Source organism: Streptomyces sp. YKOK-I1, assembly GCF_054660435.1.
The window spans coordinates 4,770,277-4,786,469 of the sequence record NZ_BAAGDR010000001.1 but is presented as its reverse complement, the minus strand read 5'-3'; the positions used below and the strand labels follow the sequence as shown (position 1 = coordinate 4,786,469).

Below are 16,193 nucleotides of genomic sequence, written 5' to 3'. Positions count from 1 at the left end.
GGGACCCCCGCTTCGGCGGGCTCGCGCGATAGCGTCCTCCCCGTGGGGATCGAGAGCGACCAGGTCGTCTACGAGTATCTGAGCCGCGTCGGCGACGTCGCACAGCAGCAGCAGTTGTCGTCGGCCACCCGGATGCGGCTCGTGTCCGAGTTGCGCAACGAGATCGACCGGCGCCGGTCCAGGGCGACCGTCGACTCGCCCGCCGCCGTCCGCCGGATCATCGACCGCCTCGGCACCCCGGACGACGTCGTCGCCGCCGCGGCCGACAGCGGCGCGGGTGCCCCGCAGGCGCCGACGCCCTCCGTGCCCGTACAGCGGGACGACGAGGACCGGCCGCCGCCGGCTCCCCCGGGGCCGGCGAAGGTGCCCGGGCCCCGGTCGGGGGCGCTCGCCGACGAGGTGCGGGTGCCCGACTGGTGGGAGCGGGAGGGCGATCCGTTCGCCGTGGGCGACGAGGTGCCCGGATTCGTCGGCGGGGTCGAGATCGCGGAGATGCTCCGGCCGCCGCGGCCCGAGAAGGAGCAGACGGAGCCCGAGGAGACGCCGAAGGAGACGCCGAAGGAGGAGGCCGCGGCGGTCAAGGGGCGGCGGCGGTTCCTGCCCGCCCTGCCGAGCGGCGGCTGGAGCAACCCCCTGCTGCTGCTCGCCGCCCTCGCCCTCGTCGTCGGCGCGGTGCTCGGGAACCTGTTGCTGCTGGTCGCGGGCTGGGCCGTCGCCTATGTCTCGCGCCGGCTGACCGACCGGGAGACCAAGCTGGCGGTCATGTGGCTGCCGGGGCTGTCCGTCGCCGCCGGGCTGGTGTGGCTGTGGGGCCGCAGCGAGGGCCGCTGGGGTGCGCCCATCGCCGAGGGGCACATGAACGACGCGATCGGCGAGACCTGGCCGTGGGTGGTGCGGGGCGCGGCGGTGGCGTCGGCGCTGTTCCTGGTCTGGCGTTCGCAGCGGCGGAAATAGGCCGCAGGCGGAGGGCGCCGACCGGGCACAATGACCCGCATGACCGTCGCCTCCCCCCGCGCCCGCACCGTCGGCTTCGACCTCGACATGACCCTCGTCGACTCCCGGCCCGGTATCCACGCCTGCTGGACGGAGCTGTCCGCGCGGACCGGGACGTACATCGACGCCGATCTGGTGGTCACCCGGCTGGGGCCGCCGCTGGCGGAGGAGATGGCGCACTGGTTCCCGGCCGAGGACATAGCGGCCATGGCCGGCCTCTACCGCGAGATCTACCCGGCGTACGCCGTCACCGGCACGCTCGCGATGCCCGGCGCCCACGAGGCGCTGGAGGCGGTGCGGCGGGCCGGCGGGAAGGCGATCGTCGTCACCGCGAAGTGGGAACCCAACGCCAGGCTGCACATGGAGCACCTGGGCATGCGGCCCGACGCGGTGATCGGCGATCTGTGGGCGGCGCAGAAGGCGGACGCGCTGCGCGAGCACGGCGCGTCCGTGTACGTGGGCGACCATGTGGGGGACGTGCGCGGGGCCCGGCTCGCCGAGGCGTACTCGGTGGGCGTGGCCACGGGGCCGTGCAGTGCCGCGGAGCTGACCGAGGCCGGGGCGGACGTCGTCCTCGACGATCTGACCCGGTTCGGGGAGTGGTTCGCGGACTACGAGGGCTGACCACTTGGGCTGACTACGAGGGCTGATTTCCCGCCCGCGCCCGACGCCGGCCCGCCGCGATCGACTGGAGCACTCCGGCGCCCGCGACGAGGAATCCGACGCCCATGAGCATGCTCAGTCCGAACATATACGTCGGAAAAGGCGTCGTACCGAGGAGCAGCGGGGCGATCGTGACGAGGGTGGCCACGGCGCCGGCGAAGAAGACGATGGCTCCGGCACGGATCAGTCGGTCACCGGGAGCGGCGGAATTCGTTTGGGTTTTGTCACGCACCGGACCAGGGTAGTTCCCACCGCGAAGGAACAACCGGGCGACGTCTTGTCACCCGCCCGAAGACCATTAGCCTTGGTACCGGCGGGTCATGGTCGACCCGCCCGACTGCTCTCAAGAGCCGTTCCACAGCTGTTTTTTCCAGAAGCAAGTTTCCGACGAGTACGAGGACGAGGACAGACGTGCCTACCGGCAAGGTCAAGTGGTTCAACAGCGAGAAGGGCTTCGGCTTTCTCTCCCGTGACGACGGCGGTGACGTCTTCGTCCATTCCTCGGTCCTCCCCGCCGGAGTCGAGGCCCTGAAGCCGGGCCAGCGAGTGGAGTTCGGTGTCGTCGCCGGACAGCGCGGCGACCAGGCGCTCTCCGTCGTCCTCCTCGACCCGACGCCCTCCGTCGCGGCGGCCCAGCGCAAGAAGCCGGACGAACTGGCCTCCATCGTGCAGGACCTGACGACCCTCCTCGAGAACATCACGCCGATGCTGGAGAAGGGCCGCTACCCCGACAAGGCCTCCGGCAAGAAGATCGCCGGCCTGCTGCGCGCGGTCGCCGACCAGCTGGACGTCTGACCCTTCAGGGAAACTCCAGTGCATCCGGGCCGAGGGGCGGCACCAGTCCCTCGGCCGCCGCGCGGGTGAGCAGGCCTCTGACCGCGGCGTAGCCGGCCTCGCCCAGGTCTGCCGTGAACTCGTTGACGTACAGGCCGATGTGCTGGTCGGCGACCGCGGGGTCCATCTCCTGGGCGTGGGCCATGACGTACGGGCGGGAGATCTCGGGGGCGTCCCAGGCGGTGTGTACGGAGGTGCGGATCGCGCAGGCCAGGGCGGTCAGGGTGTCCGGGCCCAGGGAGCGCCTGGCGATGATCGCGCCCAGCGGGATCGGCAGGCCCGTGGTGGACTCCCAGTGCTCGCCCATGTCGGCGAGCTTGTGCAGACCGTAGTTCTGGTACGTGAAGCGCGCCTCGTGGATGACGAGCCCCGCGTCGACCTTGCCGTCCCGTACGGCGGGCATGATCTCGTGGAAGGGCAGGACCACGATCTCGCCGACTCCGGCGGGGAGCGTGTCCGCCGCCCACAGGCGGAACAGCAGGTACGCCGTCGACTTCTCGGAGGGCACCGCGACCGTGCGGCCGGTCAGGTCGAGCCCCGCCTCCCGGGTCAGGACCAGCGGACCGCAGCCCCGGCCCAGCGCACCCCCGCACGGCAGCAGCGCGTACGCGTCGAGGACGTACGGCAGCACGGCGTACGACACCTTCAGCGCATCGAACTCGCCCCGCTCGGCCATGCCGTTGGTGACGTCGATGTCCGCGAACGTCACGTCCAGCGCTGGCGCGCCCGGCACCCGGCCGTGGGCGAGGGCGTCGAAGACGAACGTGTCGTTCGGGCAGGGGGAGTACGCGATCCGCAGGGGCTGCTCACCGGTCGTCATGTCTGTTCCCACTCTCCAGGACGGGCGCGAGCTTCCCGAACGCCGTCGTCAGCGCGGCCAGCGCCTCGCCGATGCGCCAGGCCGCGCGGTCGCGGGGGCCCACGGGGTTGGAGACCGCGCGGATCTCCAGGACGGGGGTGCCGTGCGCGCCGGCCGCCTCGGCGACCCCGAACCCCTCCATGGCCTCGGCCAGGGCGTCGGGGTGGCGTGCGCGCAGGGCCGCGGCGCGGGCGGCGGTGCCGGTGACCGTGGAGACGGTCAGGATCTCGCCGGTACGGGCCCCGGTGGCGTCCCCGGCCGCCCGTACGAGTGAGTCCGGCGGACGATGGGTGACGGTGCCGAAGCCCAGCTCGGTGACCGGCAGGAAGCCCTCCGCGCTCTCCGCGCCCAGGTCGGCGACGGTGATCCGGTCCGCGACCACCAGCGAGCCGACGGGCGCGTCCGGCAGGAAGCCGCCGGCGATACCGGCCGAGACGACCAGGCCGTACGGCTCACCGGCCAGCGTCGCGGCGGTCAGCGCGGCGGAGACGGACGCGGCGGCGAGCGCCGGGCCGACCCCGGCGGCGAGGAGGTCGTACGACCCGCCGGTGCGGTGGAGCTCCCCCCCGGGCAGGGACACCGGACGGCCGGGCTCCGGAAACGCCCGTGCCACCGCGTCCCGTTCTGCAGGGACCGCGGTGGCCACGAGGATGCGGGCGGAGGACGTGACTAGTCGTCCTTCTTCAGCTTGAACGACCACAGACCGGTCGCGGTCTGGCTGTCCTTCTTGCCGTCGCCGGCCTTGATGGTGACGAGCGTCGAGTCGCCCTGGGCGCCGTACTGGGCGTTGAAGAACACGCTGCCCGGGATGGTGCGGTACGTCTTGTCGCTGTCCTCGGTGAGCGGCTGACCGTTCATCAGGATGGTCCAGCGCTTGTCCGCGATGTCGGGGTCGACACCGAAGCGGACCGTCTCGTCCGGGTCGACGTCGATGGACTTGATGTCCTTGTCGGCCAGGCACTTCGTCAGGGCGGCGGAGTTCAGCGCCTTGCCCTCGCCGCCGCAGGTCGCCTCGGAGCTGACCGAGGTGCGGCCGACGGTGATCGTGGACAGCGGCGTCGGCTTGTCGCAGGCCGACAGGACGAGCAGTCCGGCGGAAACGGCGCCGGCGGTGGCGACGGCGCGGCGTCGCGTTACGGAGTGCAGCGTGGTCATGGGGCGAAGGCTATCGGGCGGGTGCGGCGGTCTCCTTATGCGGGGGGCCATGCCGCTGTGTGTTACGCCACGCGGGACTTCGGCGCTCCTCCGTGACGGGCCGAGCCGATCAGACCACGCACCGTCGTCAGCCAGCCGAGCGCGAGGACACCGGCGGCCACGCACAGGCCCAGCGTGCCGTTGAGCGGCATCACGATGCCGATCGCGCCGCCCAGCACCCACGCCATCTGCAGCATGGTCTCCGAACGGGCGAACGCCGAGGTGCGCACCAGCTCCGGCACGTCCCGCTGGATCAGCGCGTCCAGCGACAGCTTCGCCAGCGCCAGACAGAACCCGGTCGTCGCCGTCAGACACGCCACCAGGAAGGCGCCGAAGAAGATCGCCGCCGTGATCGCCGCGCCCAGGACCACCGCGAGGACCGTCACGATGATGATCTCCGGCGCCCGGGCCCGCAGCCACGCCCCCACCGCCGTACCGAGCGCGTTGCCCACGCCCGCCGCGACCGCCACCATGCCCAGCGACACGGCCGCGCTGGACCCGGTCAGCGGGTGCTCGCGCAGCAGGAAGGCGAGGAAGAAGGTCAGGAAGCCGGACAGCCAGCGCAGCGCCGCGTTCGCACCGAGGGCGTGGGTGACCGCGATGCCGACGGTCCGCAGACCGGGGCGCTTGACCGGCTGCCGGTGCGGGCCGTGCAGATGCTCCTCGTCCGCCGCGAGCAGCGCGATGTCCTCGCCCTTCGCCGAGTCCACCTTCGGCGGCAGGGAGAACGACAGGAACGTACCCGCCATGAAGATCACGAAGGCGCCGTAGAGCGGCCAGCGTTCCCCGATCGCGTGCAGCCCCGCCGCCACGGGGGCGGCCACACCGGTGGCGAGGAGCCCGCCCAGGGTGACCCGCGAGTTCGCCTTTACCAGCGAGAAACGGGGCGGCAGGAGACGGGGCACCACGGCGCTGCGGACCACGCCGTACGCCTTCGACGCGACCAGCACGCCCAGCGCCGCCGGATACAGCTCCAGACTGCCGGTCGCGACCGCCCCGGCGATGATCAGCGCCAGCAGGGCCCGGGCGAACATCGCGCCGGCCATCGCCGCCCGGCGGCCGTGCGGCAGCTTGTCCAGGAGCGGGCCGATCACGGGGGCGAGGACCGTGAAGGGCGCCATGGTGATGGCGAGGTACAGCGCCACCCGGCCCCGGGCCTCGTCCGTCGGTACCGAGAAGAAGACGGTGGAGGCGAGCGCGACGGTGATCATCACGTCCCCCGCGCCGTTCACCGCGTGCAGCTCGATCAGCTTGCCGAGGCCGGACTCCCCGGCGCCGTGCGCGTGCGTGGCCTTCCTGATGCCGCGGGCCGTGCCGGTGAACGGAAGATGCAGGGCACGGCCGACGGCACGGACGGACCCGCCGATCCGGCCCGACCCGCCGATCCGGCCCGTTCGCTTCGGTCCTTTCGATCCCCTCGTCCCACCGGTCCCGGTGGCACCTTGGGATGCTTTCGCGGCTGCCACTCCGTCATAGTGCCCCGAGAAAGGCCCGCGTAGTGCGGTTACCGCGCGGATGGAGGGGGTCCGGTACGGTCCGGTGCGGGGAAACGTCCCGTCGGTGTAGGCCGAACGTCGCGGAGAAGGTAGCGTGCGTAGCGCGCCGTGGCGATCGTTCTCGGCCGCGCGCCTCCCCGGCATCCAGCAGAATGGATGACAGCAGGTGCGCCCGAGCGCGATCGGGCGCGGACGTAAGACGCGGCCCTTCGGTCCGCTCCGTCCGCACCCGCCGCCTTCAGGCCGGCGCACCAGAGAGACGGCGTAGGAGAGAAGCGATACCTGTGAGCGCAGCGACCACGCGAAGCCGCACCCCCGACCGCCTGTGCGCCGAGGCCGTCGACCTCGCCCGTGCCGCCGCCGAGGAGGCCGCCGCGCCCGGCGTGATCGGCGAGCACGTAGGCCTGCTCTCCGAGGGTGACCGGGTGGTCACGCACTACTTCGAGTGCAAGGAGCTCGGCTACCGGGGCTGGCGCTGGGCGGCCACCGTGGCCCGTGCCTCCCGCGCCAAGATCGTCACCCTCGACGAGGTCGTCCTGCTGCCCGGACCGGACGCCGTCCTCGCCCCCGAGTGGGTCCCCTGGAGCGAGCGGCTGCGCCCCGGCGACATGGGCCCCGGCGATCTGCTGCCCACCGACGCCGAGGACCTGCGGCTGGAGCCCGGGTACTCCGGCGAGGACGAGCCGGCGCCGAACGCCCCCGTCTCGCACGAGATGGCCGACCTGGTCGAGGCCGAGGACGCCGAGGTGACCGCCGCGGCCCCGCCGGCCGCCCTGCCCACGGTCCCGGCCCGCGGCTCGATCTCCTCGATCGCCGAGGAGCTGGGCCTGCGCCGCGCCCGGGTCCTGTCCCGCTACGGCCTGCACACCGCCGCCGACCGCTGGGACGAGTCCTTCGGCGCCAAGACGCCCATGGCCCAGGCCGCCCCCGCGACCTGTGTCAGCTGCGGCTTCCTCACCCCCATCGGCGGCTCCCTCGGCCAGGCCTTCGGCGTCTGCGCCAACGAGTTCTCCCCGGCGGACGGCCGGGTCGTCTCCCTGGCGTACGGCTGCGGCGGCCACTCCGAGGCCGCGGTCATGCCGAAGCCCCCGCAGCCGCCCGCGCCGGTGATCGACGAGACCAGGGTGGACCCCTTCCCGCTCCGCCCGGCCCCGGACTCGGGCTCGGTCCCCGCCGCCCCCGACGAGGCGACGGAGGAACTGGGCCACGCGTAGGCCTCCGGCCCACCAGGGGGGCTTGGGAGCCGGGAGCCAGGGGGCCGGGGAGCTGAGGAACCGTGGGTCCGGGCGGCCGGAGTACCGGGGAACCGTGGGTCCGGGCGGCCGGTGAACCGGGTGGCCACGGATCCGGGCGGCCGGGCACCGTGGTTCCGGGCGGCCGGGGCATCGTGGTTCCGGGGCGCCGGTCAGCAGTTCTCGCTGATCACGTACTCAAGGGTGTCCGGAGACCGCTCGTCCGTCTTCAGCCGGCCCCCGCTGCTCCGTCCGGGCGGCGGCCGTGGGGGGCCGCGGTGCGCGATACCTTCTCCTCACGCCGACGAGGAGAGTGAACGTGAGCAAGTTCGTGCGGCCGGCACCCGAGGGCGCTGATCCCTTCGGCACGGCCCGCCTGCGCCGCGGCGTCCTGGACGCCTGGGCCACCAGTCCCGCCCGCTTCCGTGAGGACGCCAACGCCGAGGAGGACCTCGTCCTCGGCGGCTACCGTGACCGTCTCGTCGTGGAGCTCGCCCAGAACGCCGCCGACGCGGCCGCCCGCGCCGGCGTGCCCGGCCGGCTGCGGCTCACCCTCCGCGACGGCGTCCTCGTCGCCGCCAACACCGGCGCCGCCCTGGACGCGGCCGGCGTGGAATCCCTCGCCACCCTGCGCGCCTCCGCCAAGCGCGACACCCAGCAGGTGTCCGTGGGCCGCTTCGGCGTCGGCTTCGCCGCCGTCCTCTCCGTCACCGACGAGCCCGCCGTCGTCGGCCGGCACGGCGGCGTCCGCTGGGACCTCGCCGAGGCCCGCGAGCTGGCCGCCGACACCGCCCGCCACAGCCCCGGCCTCGGCGACGAGCTGCGCCGCCGCGACGGACACGTCCCCCTCCTGCGCCTCCCCTTCGCCGCCCAGGGCACCGCCCCGGACCCGTACGACACCGCCGTCATCCTCCCGCTGCGCGACGCGGCCGCCGCCGACCTCGCCGAACGCCTCCTCGCCGCCGTCGACGACGCCCTCCTCCTCGCCCTGCCGGGCCTGACGGAGGTCGTGATCGAGACCGGCGCCGACGCGCCCCGCACCCTGCACCGCTCCACCGACGGCGCCCTCACCGTCGTAACGGACTCCCGCGAGGGCACCACCCGCTGGCGCACGGCCGCCGCGCACGGGCCGCTCACGCCCGAGCTGCTCGCCGACCGCCCGGTCGAGGAGCGGCAGCGGGCGCACTGGTCGGTCACCTGGGCCGTCCCCGTGGACGAGCAGGACGCCCCCGCCCGGCCCCGCACCAGCCCCGTCGTGCACGCCCCCACGCCCAGCGACGAACCGCTCGGCGTGCCCGCCCTGCTCATCGCGTCCTTCCCGCTGGACACCACCCGCCGGCACGCGGCCCCCGGCCCGCTCACCGACCACCTGGTCGAGCGCGCGGCCGACGCCTACGCCGAACTCCTCGCCGACTGGCGCCCGGTGACCCCCGGCATCATCGACCTCGTGCCCGGCCCGCTCGGCAAGGGCGAGCTGGACGGGGCGCTGCGCCGGGCGATCCTGGAGCGGCTGCCGCGCACCGCCTTCCTGCCGCCCGCCGTCGAGCCCGTCAAGGACGAGGACGACCTGCCCGAGGCGCTGCGCCCGCGGGACGCCGAGGTGGTCGAGGGCGCGGGCGCGGACACCGTACGGGTCCTCGCCGAGGTCCTCCCGACCCTCCTCCCCGCCGGTCTGGAGCGCCGCGTCGAGCTGCGCACGCTCGGGGTCGCCCGCATCCCGCTCGCCGACGCCGTCGACCGCCTCGCCGGGCTGGAGAAGGACCCGGAGTGGTGGTACCGGCTCTACGACAGCCTCGCAGGCGTCGACCCGGACCGGCTGTCCGGACTGCCTGTGCCGCTCGCCGACGGACGTACGACCATCGGCCCGCGTCAGGTCCTGCTGCCCGTCGCGGACGAGGCCGGGGCCGACCCGGAGGTCCTCGCCCGCCTCGGTCTGAAGGTCGCCCACGCGGACGCCGCGCACCCCCTGCTGGAGAAGCTCGGCGCCCTGCCCGCCACGCCGCGCGCGGTGCTCACCACCCCGCAGGTGCGGGCCGCGGTCGCCGCCTCCCTCGACGACGACGGCGGCGCCTGGGACGACCGGGACACCCCCGACGCCGAGGAACTCGCCGAGACCGTCCTCACCCTCGTCCGCGACGCGGCCCTCGAACCGGGCGACGAGCCCTGGCTGGGCGCCCTCGCGCTGCCCGACGAGGACGGCGAACTCGTCCCCGCGGGCGAACTCGTCCTGCCGGGAAGCCCGTTCGCCTCCGTCATCCGCGAGGACGAACTCGCCTTCGCCGACGCCGAGTTGGTTGAGCGCTGGGGCGAGGCCCCGCTCGCCGCGGTCGGCGTCCTGGCCACCTTCGCCCTTGTCCGCGCCACCGACGTCGTCCTCGATCCCGACGAACTGGAGCCCCGAGAGGGCGACTTCGCCGAGCCGGACGACGCGGGCCTGCTGGACGCGGTGGACGTCTGGTGCGAGGACATCCTCGACCGCTTCCCCGACTCACCGGTCCCGCCGGTGGCCACCGAACTCGTCGCCGTCCGCGACCTCGACCTGGTCGACGACGACCGCTGGCCCCAGGCCCTCGCCCTGCTGGCCCAGCCGCCCCTGCGCGACGCCCTCACCCAGCCCGTGCGGATCCTGCTGCCCGACGGCACCCATGAGGTCGTACGCCCCTACACGGCATGGTGGCTGCGCGGCCACCCGGTCCTCGACGGCCGCCGGCCCGCCGGTCTGCTGGCGGCGGGCGGCGACCCGCTCCTGCACAGCCTGTACGACGAGGCCGACGCGACCGGTTTCGACGACGAGCAGGTCCTGCGGGCGCTGGGCGTACGGACCTCGGTGGCGGCGCTGCTCGACGAGCCGGGCGGTGCCGCCGAGCTCCTCGACCGCCTCGCCGACCCCGACCGCCCGGTCACCCCCGCCCAGCTGCACGGTCTCTACGGCGCGCTGGCCGACCTGGACCCCGAGCAGGTCACCCTCCCCGACGAGCTGCGGGCGGTCGTGGACGGCCGGGTGGAGGTCGTGGACGCCGCCGACGCGGTGGTCGTCGACTCCCCCGACCTGCTGCCCTTCACGGAGGGCGTCCCGCTCCTCCCGGTCCGCCCGTCCCGCGCCGCCGAACTGGCCGAGCTGTTCCAGGTACGGCGGCTGAGCGAGTCCGTGACGGGACGGATCGACTCGGAGGGCGCGGAACACGACGTACCGGAAGCGGTCCACGTCCTCCTCGGCCCGCGCACCCCGTCCGTCTACGTCGAACACGAGGAACTCGTCGTCGACGGCGTGGAACTGGACTGGCGCCTCACCGACGACGGCGTCCTGCACGCCGCCACCCTGGAGGGCGTGGCCGCCGGCCTCGCCTGGGCCGCAGGCCAGTGGCCCCGCCGCTTCGAGGTCGCGGCCCTCCTGGAGGACCCGTCCCGCACGGGGGAACTGGCCCGGGACCGCTGGTTCGACTGACGCCGGGGCCGACACGGCAGGGGCCCGTCCGACCTCGTCGGACGGGCCCCAGCGGAAAACCCGTCAGAAATCTTCTCCACTTCGTACAACTATTCACATCCCCCGTTGATCTCACCTCATGAGCCAACAGGCTTCACCAACACGTGGGCCCTGTCCGAGACGAGCCGTAGGGATCGACCGCAGCCAGGGTCCTTTCTTCACCGGGGGATTGCATGCACATCCGTGCCACCGTGGCCGCCGTCAGCGGCGCCCTGGCTCTCTCCGCCCTCGCCGTCCCGGCCGCCCAGGCCGCGGGCGGGTCCTCGTACGGCAAGGACGACGTCCAGAAGGCGGCCGCCGCGGCGCAGGCCGCCTCGGGCAAGACCGTCTTCACCGGGGCGACCCCGGCCGCCGACGGTGTTCCGTACCCGCTGAACATCACCTTCTCGGCCGTGAAGGTCAACAACGGCAAGCCGATCGTCGCGGGCGTCAGCGGCCACGTGAGCGTGCCGGTGACGTACAAGGTCACGCACGACGAGGGCTTCGACGTCTCCGCTCCCGACGTCTTCCTGGACGTCGAGATCTACCGCGGCACCGCCTACGACTCGCCGGCCAACCTGCTCTGGGGCGACGACTGGCCGACCTGCACGGCGAGCTCCTCCACCGTCGCCAGCTGCAAGGGGACCATCGACGTCTATCCCGGCCAGGAGCTGAACAACGTCGACGCCACCACCTGGAACGCCGGCGGCTACATCATCGACTTCAACGACCAGCTGGGCCTCGACATCGACGACATCGACTGGTCCAAGGTCGGTTACGCCGAGCAGGACAAGCTCGCCACCACCAAGCTCCAGCGCTTCTCCAAGCTGACCGTCAACGCCTCCCCCGAGCCGGTGAAGAAGGGGAAGACCATCACCGTCACGGGCAAGCTGTCCCGCGCCAACTGGGACGACAACAAGTACCACGGCTACACGGGTCAGCCGGTGAAGCTGCAGTTCCGCAAGAAGGGCAGCTCCACCTACACCACCCTGAAGACCATCAAGACCAGCTCCACCGGCACCCTCAAGACCACGGTCAAGGCGTCGGCGGACGGCTACTTCCGCTACAGCTTCGCGGGCACCTCGACGACCCCGGCGGTCACCACCGCGGGTGACTTCGTCGACGTCAAGTGAGCACCCCAGACATCCGTACTTCTCTGCACACGAGGAACAACAGCATGCGCGTTCGCGCTTTCGTCGTCGCCGCCACCGGCGCCGTCGCCCTCTCCGCCCTCGCCGTGCCGGCCGCCCAGGCCGCGCCGACCGCGACCACGTACACCTTCTCCAGTGTGAAGGTCAACAGCGCCAAACCCATCGTGGTCGGCTCCACGTCCAAGGTCACGGTCGGCGCCTCGTACACGGTCACCGGCTCGGCCGACCTGGACCCGGACACCACCATCACCATCCCGGTCCTCTACCGCGGGACCACGCTCAGCGAGAACACGCCCGACAAGGACGTCCTGGTCGGCGACGAGCCCGGCACCTGCACGTCGGTGTCCGCCAAGGTCCTCAAGTGCACGGCGAAGATCCAGCTCCGCCCGAAGTCCAGCGGCGAGGAGTACGCCGACCTGGCCAACGCCCAGGCCGGCAACTGGAAGATCGGCGCCGTCGCCGCCTCGTTCAGCGACGATGCCCCGGTCATCAAGAGCGACCTCGGCACCGCCAAGGTCCTCCGCAAGGCCACCCTCACCACCGACGCCACCCCGGAGCCGGTGAAGAAGGGCAAGACCATCACGGTCACCGGCAAGCTGGCGCGGGCCAACTGGGACACCAACAAGTACGCCGGTTATGCGTCCCAGTCGGTGAAGCTCCAGTTCAAGAAGAAGGGCGCCACCGCCTACACGACGGTGAAGACCATCAAGTCCGGCTCCACCGGCGTCCTGAAGACCACGGTCAAGGCGACGGCGGACGGCTACTTCCGCTATGTCTTCGTCGGCACCACCACGACCGCTCCGGTCACCTCCGCCGCCGACTTCGTCGACGTGAAGTAACACGCGAGGGCAAGGAGAAGGAGAGGGGAAGGTTTCTTCCCCTCTCCTTACCCTTTTCGGTACAACTCGCCCCAGGGGCCACGGATCTACCAGGTGAGTCAACAGACTCCCGAGATCACTTCTCTCCTCATGGGGAACGCACATGCGCATACGCGCCCTCGTCCTCGCCGCCTCCGGCGCCGTGGCCCTGACCGCCCTCGCCGTACCCGCCGCGCAGGCCGCCCCGGCCGGCCCCGCCGTCACCTTCTCCGCGCTGAAGGTCAACAGCGGGAAGAACATCGTGGTCGGTCCCACGACCACGGTCACCGTCACGGCCACCTACACGGTGACCAAGCCCGCGAGCCTGGACCCGAACACCATCGCGAGCATGCCGGTGCTCTACCGCGGCGCCACCCTCGGCGAAGACTCCGAGGGGCTCGCCGGCGACGACGTCGCCACCTGCACCACGTCCTCCTCGACCGTGCTGAAGTGCACGGCGAAGATCCAGTTCCGCCCGAAGTCCTCCGACGCGGACATCGATCTGACCAACGCCGACGCCGGCAGCTGGAAGCTGGGCGCCTTCGCGGTCAACGCGGCCGACGGCGTCACCTACCAGGGCGACCTCGGCACCACCAAGCTCCTGCGCGGCGCCACCCTCACCACCGACGCCACCCCGGAGCCGGTGAAGAAGGGCAGGACCCTCACGGTCACCGGCAAGCTCTCCCGCGCCAACTGGGACACCAACAAGTACGCGGGCTACAGCACCCAGTCGGTGAAGCTCCAGTTCAAGAAGAAGGGCGCGACCGCCTACACGACGCTCAAGACCATCAAGACCAGCTCCACCGGCACCCTGAAGACCACGACCACGGCCTCGGCGGACGGCTACTACCGCTACGTCTTCGCAGGAACGAGCACGACGGCCCCCGTGAACTCGGCCGCGGACTACATCGACGTCCAGTAACCCAACCGCCTTTAGGGGCGCGGGGAACTGCGCGATCAACCCCCACACACCCGCACCCGAAAACGCACCCTAGACGGACCCGCGGCGGTCGACCCACCTCCACACCAGCTCCAACCCGACCGCCGCGGCCCCCGCGATCCCCACCCCGATCCACGGCATGGTCATCCCCACCAGCTTCAGCGCGAAGAAGTCCTGAAGCCCGGGCACCACCAGCACCACCAGAAAGCCCGCCCCCATGGAGGCGACCAGCAGCACCCGCCACCACGTGTACGGCCGCGCCACGATCGCCAGCACCCACATGGAGATCAGGAAGAGCGTGAGGGTGGCGACACTGGTCTCCGCCTCCAGCGCCCCCGCCCCGCTGTAGTAGTGCCGGGCGACCAGGTAGGACACGAAGGTGGCGACCCCCGCCACCACCCCGCCCGGGATCGAGTACCGCATGACCCGCCGGACGAAGTGCGGCCTGGCCCGTTCCTTGTTGGGGGCGAGGGCGAGGAAGAAGGCCGGGACGCCGATGGTGAGGGTGGACAGCAGGGTGACGTGCCGGGGCAGGAAGGGGTACTCCACCTGCCAGCACACCACCAGCAGTGCCAGCAGCACCGAGTAGACCGTCTTGACCAGGAACAGCGTCGCGACCCGGGTGATGTTGCCGATCACCCGCCGCCCCTCCGCCACCACCGACGGCAGGGTGGCGAAGCTGTTGTTCAGCAGCACGATCTGCGCGACGGCCCGGGTCGCCTCCGAGCCCGACCCCATCGCGACACCGATGTCCGCGTCCTTGAGCGCGAGCACGTCGTTGACGCCGTCGCCGGTCATCGCGACCGTGTGCCCCCGGGACTGCAGCGCCCCGACCATGTCCCGCTTCTGCTGAGGGGTGACCCGCCCGAACACCGTGCCCTCGTCGAGCGCCGCGGCCATCGGCTCGCGCTCCGCGGGCAGCCGCCGCGCGTCGACCGTACGGCCCCGCAGCCCCAGCTTGGCGGCCACCGCCCCGACCGACACCGCGTTGTCCCCGGAGATCACCTTGGCCCGGACGTCCTGCTCGGCGAAGTAGCGCAGGGTGTCCGCCGCGTCGGGCCGCAGCCGCTGTTCCAGTACGACGAGGGCGACCGGGCCCGCTCCCTCGGCGACGCCGGGATCGTCCAGGGCCCGTACGGCCCGGGCGAGCAGCAGCACCCGCAGGCCCTGCTCGTTGAGCCGCCCGGTCTCGTCGAGGGCGGGGTCGCCGGTGTCGAGCAGCACGTCCGGCGCGCCCAGCAGCCAGGTGCTGGTCTCGCCGTTGCCCTCACTGAAGGTGGCGCCGCTGTACTTGCGGGCGGAGGAAAAGGGGAGGGCCTCGGTGCAGCGCCACTCCTCGGCGTCCGGGTAGGCGTCCAGGATGGCCCGCAGGGACGCGTTCGGCCGGGGGTCGGACTCGCCGAGCGCGCCGAGCACCTGGCGTATGTACGTCTCGTCGGCGCCGTCGAGGGCGCGCAGCCCGGTGACGTCCATGCCGCCCTCGGTGAGGGTGCCGGTCTTGTCCAGGCAGACGGTGTCGACGCGGGCGAGGCCCTCGATGGCGGGCAGCTCCTGCACCAGGCACTGTTGGCGGCCGAGCCGGATCACACCGATGGCGAAGGCGACGGAGGTGAGCAGGACCAGCCCCTCGGGGACCATCGGGACGATCCCGCCGACGGTCCGGGCGATGGATTCCTTGAGGTCGTGGTTCTTCACGAAGAGCTGGGTGACGATCAGGCCGATCGCGGCCGGGATCATCATCCAGGTCACGTACTTGAGGATCGTGGAGATGCCGGAGCGCAGCTCGGAGTGGACGAGGGTGAACCGGGAGGCCTCCTCGGCGAGCTGGGCGGCGTACGCCTGGCGTCCCACCCTGGTCGCCCGGAAGGCGCCGCCGCCGGCCACCACGAAGCTGCCGGACATGACCGGGTCGCCGGGGCGTTTGACCACCGGGTCGGCCTCACCGGTGAGCAGGGACTCGTCGATCTCCAGCCCGTCCGCCTCGGCGCACACCCCGTCGACGACGACCTTGTCCCCGGGGCCGATCTCGACGAGGTCGTCCAGGACGAGGTCGGAGGTGGCCAGCTCGACGGCCGTCCCGTCCCGGCGCACGGTGGGCCGGACCTCCCCGATGACGGCGAGGGAGTCCAGGGTCTGTTTGGCGCGCCACTCCTGGATGATCCCGATCCCGGTGTTGGCGAGGATGACGAACCCGAACAGGCCGTCCTGGAAGGGGGCGACGACGAGCACGATCAGCCACAGGACGCCGATGATCGCGTTGAACCGGGTGAACACGTTCGCCCGGACGATCTCGCCGACGGACCGGCTGCTGCGGACGGGGACGTCGTTCACCTGACCGCGTGCGACGCGCTCCGCCACCTCGGCGGCGGTGAGCCCGGTCGCGGCCGGCACGGTGGCGGTCGCGTCGATGTCGGTCATGGGATCGACGGTACGTGCGGATTTGGGGGTTCACCCCCCGAAGGGGCGGAAGATCCGACCTGGGGAGGAGGCGGGTCCTGCGAGGGGTGTACG

14 protein-coding genes are annotated in these 16,193 nt (G+C 72.4%); 8 read left to right on the top strand and 6 right to left on the bottom strand.

The annotated features are described in order from the left end of the window. Positions 1-42: 42 nt before the first annotated feature. A complete protein-coding gene (locus ACYQ8Q_RS20940; RefSeq protein ID WP_460066988.1) occupies positions 43-954 on the top strand; it encodes a hypothetical protein in 912 nt (303 codons plus the stop codon). Between the two features lie 39 nt (positions 955-993). Then, entirely contained in the window at positions 994-1,617 is a 624-nt protein-coding gene (locus ACYQ8Q_RS20935) for an HAD family hydrolase (protein ID WP_460066986.1), read from the top strand. A 13-nt stretch (positions 1,618-1,630) separates the two neighbouring features. Here the strand turns inward: ACYQ8Q_RS20935 and ACYQ8Q_RS20930 are convergent, their stop codons facing one another. After that, positions 1,631-1,888 (bottom strand): hypothetical protein, encoded by a 258-nt coding sequence (locus ACYQ8Q_RS20930; protein WP_460066983.1) that lies wholly within the window; start codon positions 1,886-1,888, stop codon positions 1,631-1,633. Positions 1,889-2,067: 179 nt separating this feature from the next. On the opposite strand from ACYQ8Q_RS20930, the gene ACYQ8Q_RS20925 reads away from it, so the two are divergent. Continuing rightward, positions 2,068-2,451, top strand: a complete 384-nt coding sequence (locus tag ACYQ8Q_RS20925; protein WP_340378024.1) for a cold-shock protein — start codon at positions 2,068-2,070, stop codon at positions 2,449-2,451. 4 nt (positions 2,452-2,455) lie between these two features. On the opposite strand, the gene ACYQ8Q_RS20920 is transcribed toward ACYQ8Q_RS20925, so the two are convergent. The 4 genes from ACYQ8Q_RS20920 to ACYQ8Q_RS20905 all read right to left on the bottom strand — a co-directional run bounded on the left by ACYQ8Q_RS20920 (position 2,456) and on the right by ACYQ8Q_RS20905 (position 6,009). Then, positions 2,456-3,310, bottom strand: a complete 855-nt coding sequence (locus ACYQ8Q_RS20920; RefSeq protein ID WP_460066982.1) for a 1,4-dihydroxy-6-naphthoate synthase — start codon at positions 3,308-3,310, stop codon at positions 2,456-2,458. Further along, positions 3,297-4,049, bottom strand: a complete 753-nt coding sequence (locus ACYQ8Q_RS20915; RefSeq protein WP_460066980.1) for a futalosine hydrolase — start codon at positions 4,047-4,049, stop codon at positions 3,297-3,299. Before ACYQ8Q_RS20915 ends, ACYQ8Q_RS20920 begins: the two co-directional genes overlap by 14 nt. Then, on the bottom strand, positions 4,019-4,504 hold the full coding sequence (locus ACYQ8Q_RS20910) for a DUF2771 domain-containing protein (protein WP_460066978.1): 486 nt from the start codon (positions 4,502-4,504) through the stop codon (positions 4,019-4,021). Before ACYQ8Q_RS20910 ends, ACYQ8Q_RS20915 begins: the two co-directional genes overlap by 31 nt. A gap of 62 nt (positions 4,505-4,566) precedes the next feature. After that, complete coding sequence (locus tag ACYQ8Q_RS20905) at positions 4,567-6,009, bottom strand: MFS transporter (protein WP_460066976.1); 1,443 nt, start codon at positions 6,007-6,009, stop codon at positions 4,567-4,569. Between the two features lie 314 nt (positions 6,010-6,323). On the opposite strand from ACYQ8Q_RS20905, the gene ACYQ8Q_RS20900 reads away from it, so the two are divergent. The 5 genes from ACYQ8Q_RS20900 to ACYQ8Q_RS20880 all read left to right on the top strand — a co-directional run bounded on the left by ACYQ8Q_RS20900 (position 6,324) and on the right by ACYQ8Q_RS20880 (position 13,664). Next, positions 6,324-7,253 (top strand): DUF3027 domain-containing protein, encoded by a 930-nt coding sequence (locus ACYQ8Q_RS20900; RefSeq protein ID WP_460066974.1) that lies wholly within the window; start codon positions 6,324-6,326, stop codon positions 7,251-7,253. Between the two features lie 337 nt (positions 7,254-7,590). Then, complete coding sequence (locus ACYQ8Q_RS20895; protein ID WP_460066972.1) at positions 7,591-10,716, top strand: sacsin N-terminal ATP-binding-like domain-containing protein; 3,126 nt, start codon at positions 7,591-7,593, stop codon at positions 10,714-10,716. A gap of 212 nt (positions 10,717-10,928) precedes the next feature. Then, positions 10,929-11,867, top strand: coding sequence for a hypothetical protein (locus ACYQ8Q_RS20890; protein WP_460066970.1), 939 nt, complete (start codon positions 10,929-10,931; stop codon positions 11,865-11,867). A gap of 44 nt (positions 11,868-11,911) precedes the next feature. Beyond that, on the top strand, positions 11,912-12,724 hold the full coding sequence (locus ACYQ8Q_RS20885) for a hypothetical protein (protein ID WP_460066968.1): 813 nt from the start codon (positions 11,912-11,914) through the stop codon (positions 12,722-12,724). A gap of 142 nt (positions 12,725-12,866) precedes the next feature. Continuing rightward, a complete protein-coding gene (locus ACYQ8Q_RS20880) occupies positions 12,867-13,664 on the top strand; it encodes a hypothetical protein (RefSeq protein WP_460066967.1) in 798 nt (265 codons plus the stop codon). A 69-nt stretch (positions 13,665-13,733) separates the two neighbouring features. Here the strand turns inward: ACYQ8Q_RS20880 and ACYQ8Q_RS20875 are convergent, their stop codons facing one another. Further along, a complete protein-coding gene (locus ACYQ8Q_RS20875) occupies positions 13,734-16,100 on the bottom strand; it encodes a cation-translocating P-type ATPase (protein WP_460066965.1) in 2,367 nt (788 codons plus the stop codon). Between the last annotated feature and the right edge of the window lie 93 nt (positions 16,101-16,193).

Excerpts from the sequence above, each read along its gene's own strand:
- ACYQ8Q_RS20935 (WP_460066986.1), top strand. The coding sequence starts at position 994 with ATGACCGTCGCCTCCCCCCGCGCCCGCACCGTCGGCTTCGACCTCGAC.
- ACYQ8Q_RS20920 (WP_460066982.1), bottom strand. The coding sequence starts at position 3,310 with ATGACGACCGGTGAGCAGCCCCTGCGGATCGCGTACTCCCCCTGCCCG.
- ACYQ8Q_RS20910 (WP_460066978.1), bottom strand. The coding sequence starts at position 4,504 with ATGACCACGCTGCACTCCGTAACGCGACGCCGCGCCGTCGCCACCGCC.
- ACYQ8Q_RS20890 (WP_460066970.1), top strand. The coding sequence starts at position 10,929 with ATGCACATCCGTGCCACCGTGGCCGCCGTCAGCGGCGCCCTGGCTCTC.
- ACYQ8Q_RS20885 (WP_460066968.1), top strand. The coding sequence starts at position 11,912 with ATGCGCGTTCGCGCTTTCGTCGTCGCCGCCACCGGCGCCGTCGCCCTC.
- ACYQ8Q_RS20880 (WP_460066967.1), top strand. The coding sequence starts at position 12,867 with ATGCGCATACGCGCCCTCGTCCTCGCCGCCTCCGGCGCCGTGGCCCTG.
- ACYQ8Q_RS20875 (WP_460066965.1), bottom strand. The coding sequence starts at position 16,100 with ATGACCGACATCGACGCGACCGCCACCGTGCCGGCCGCGACCGGGCTC.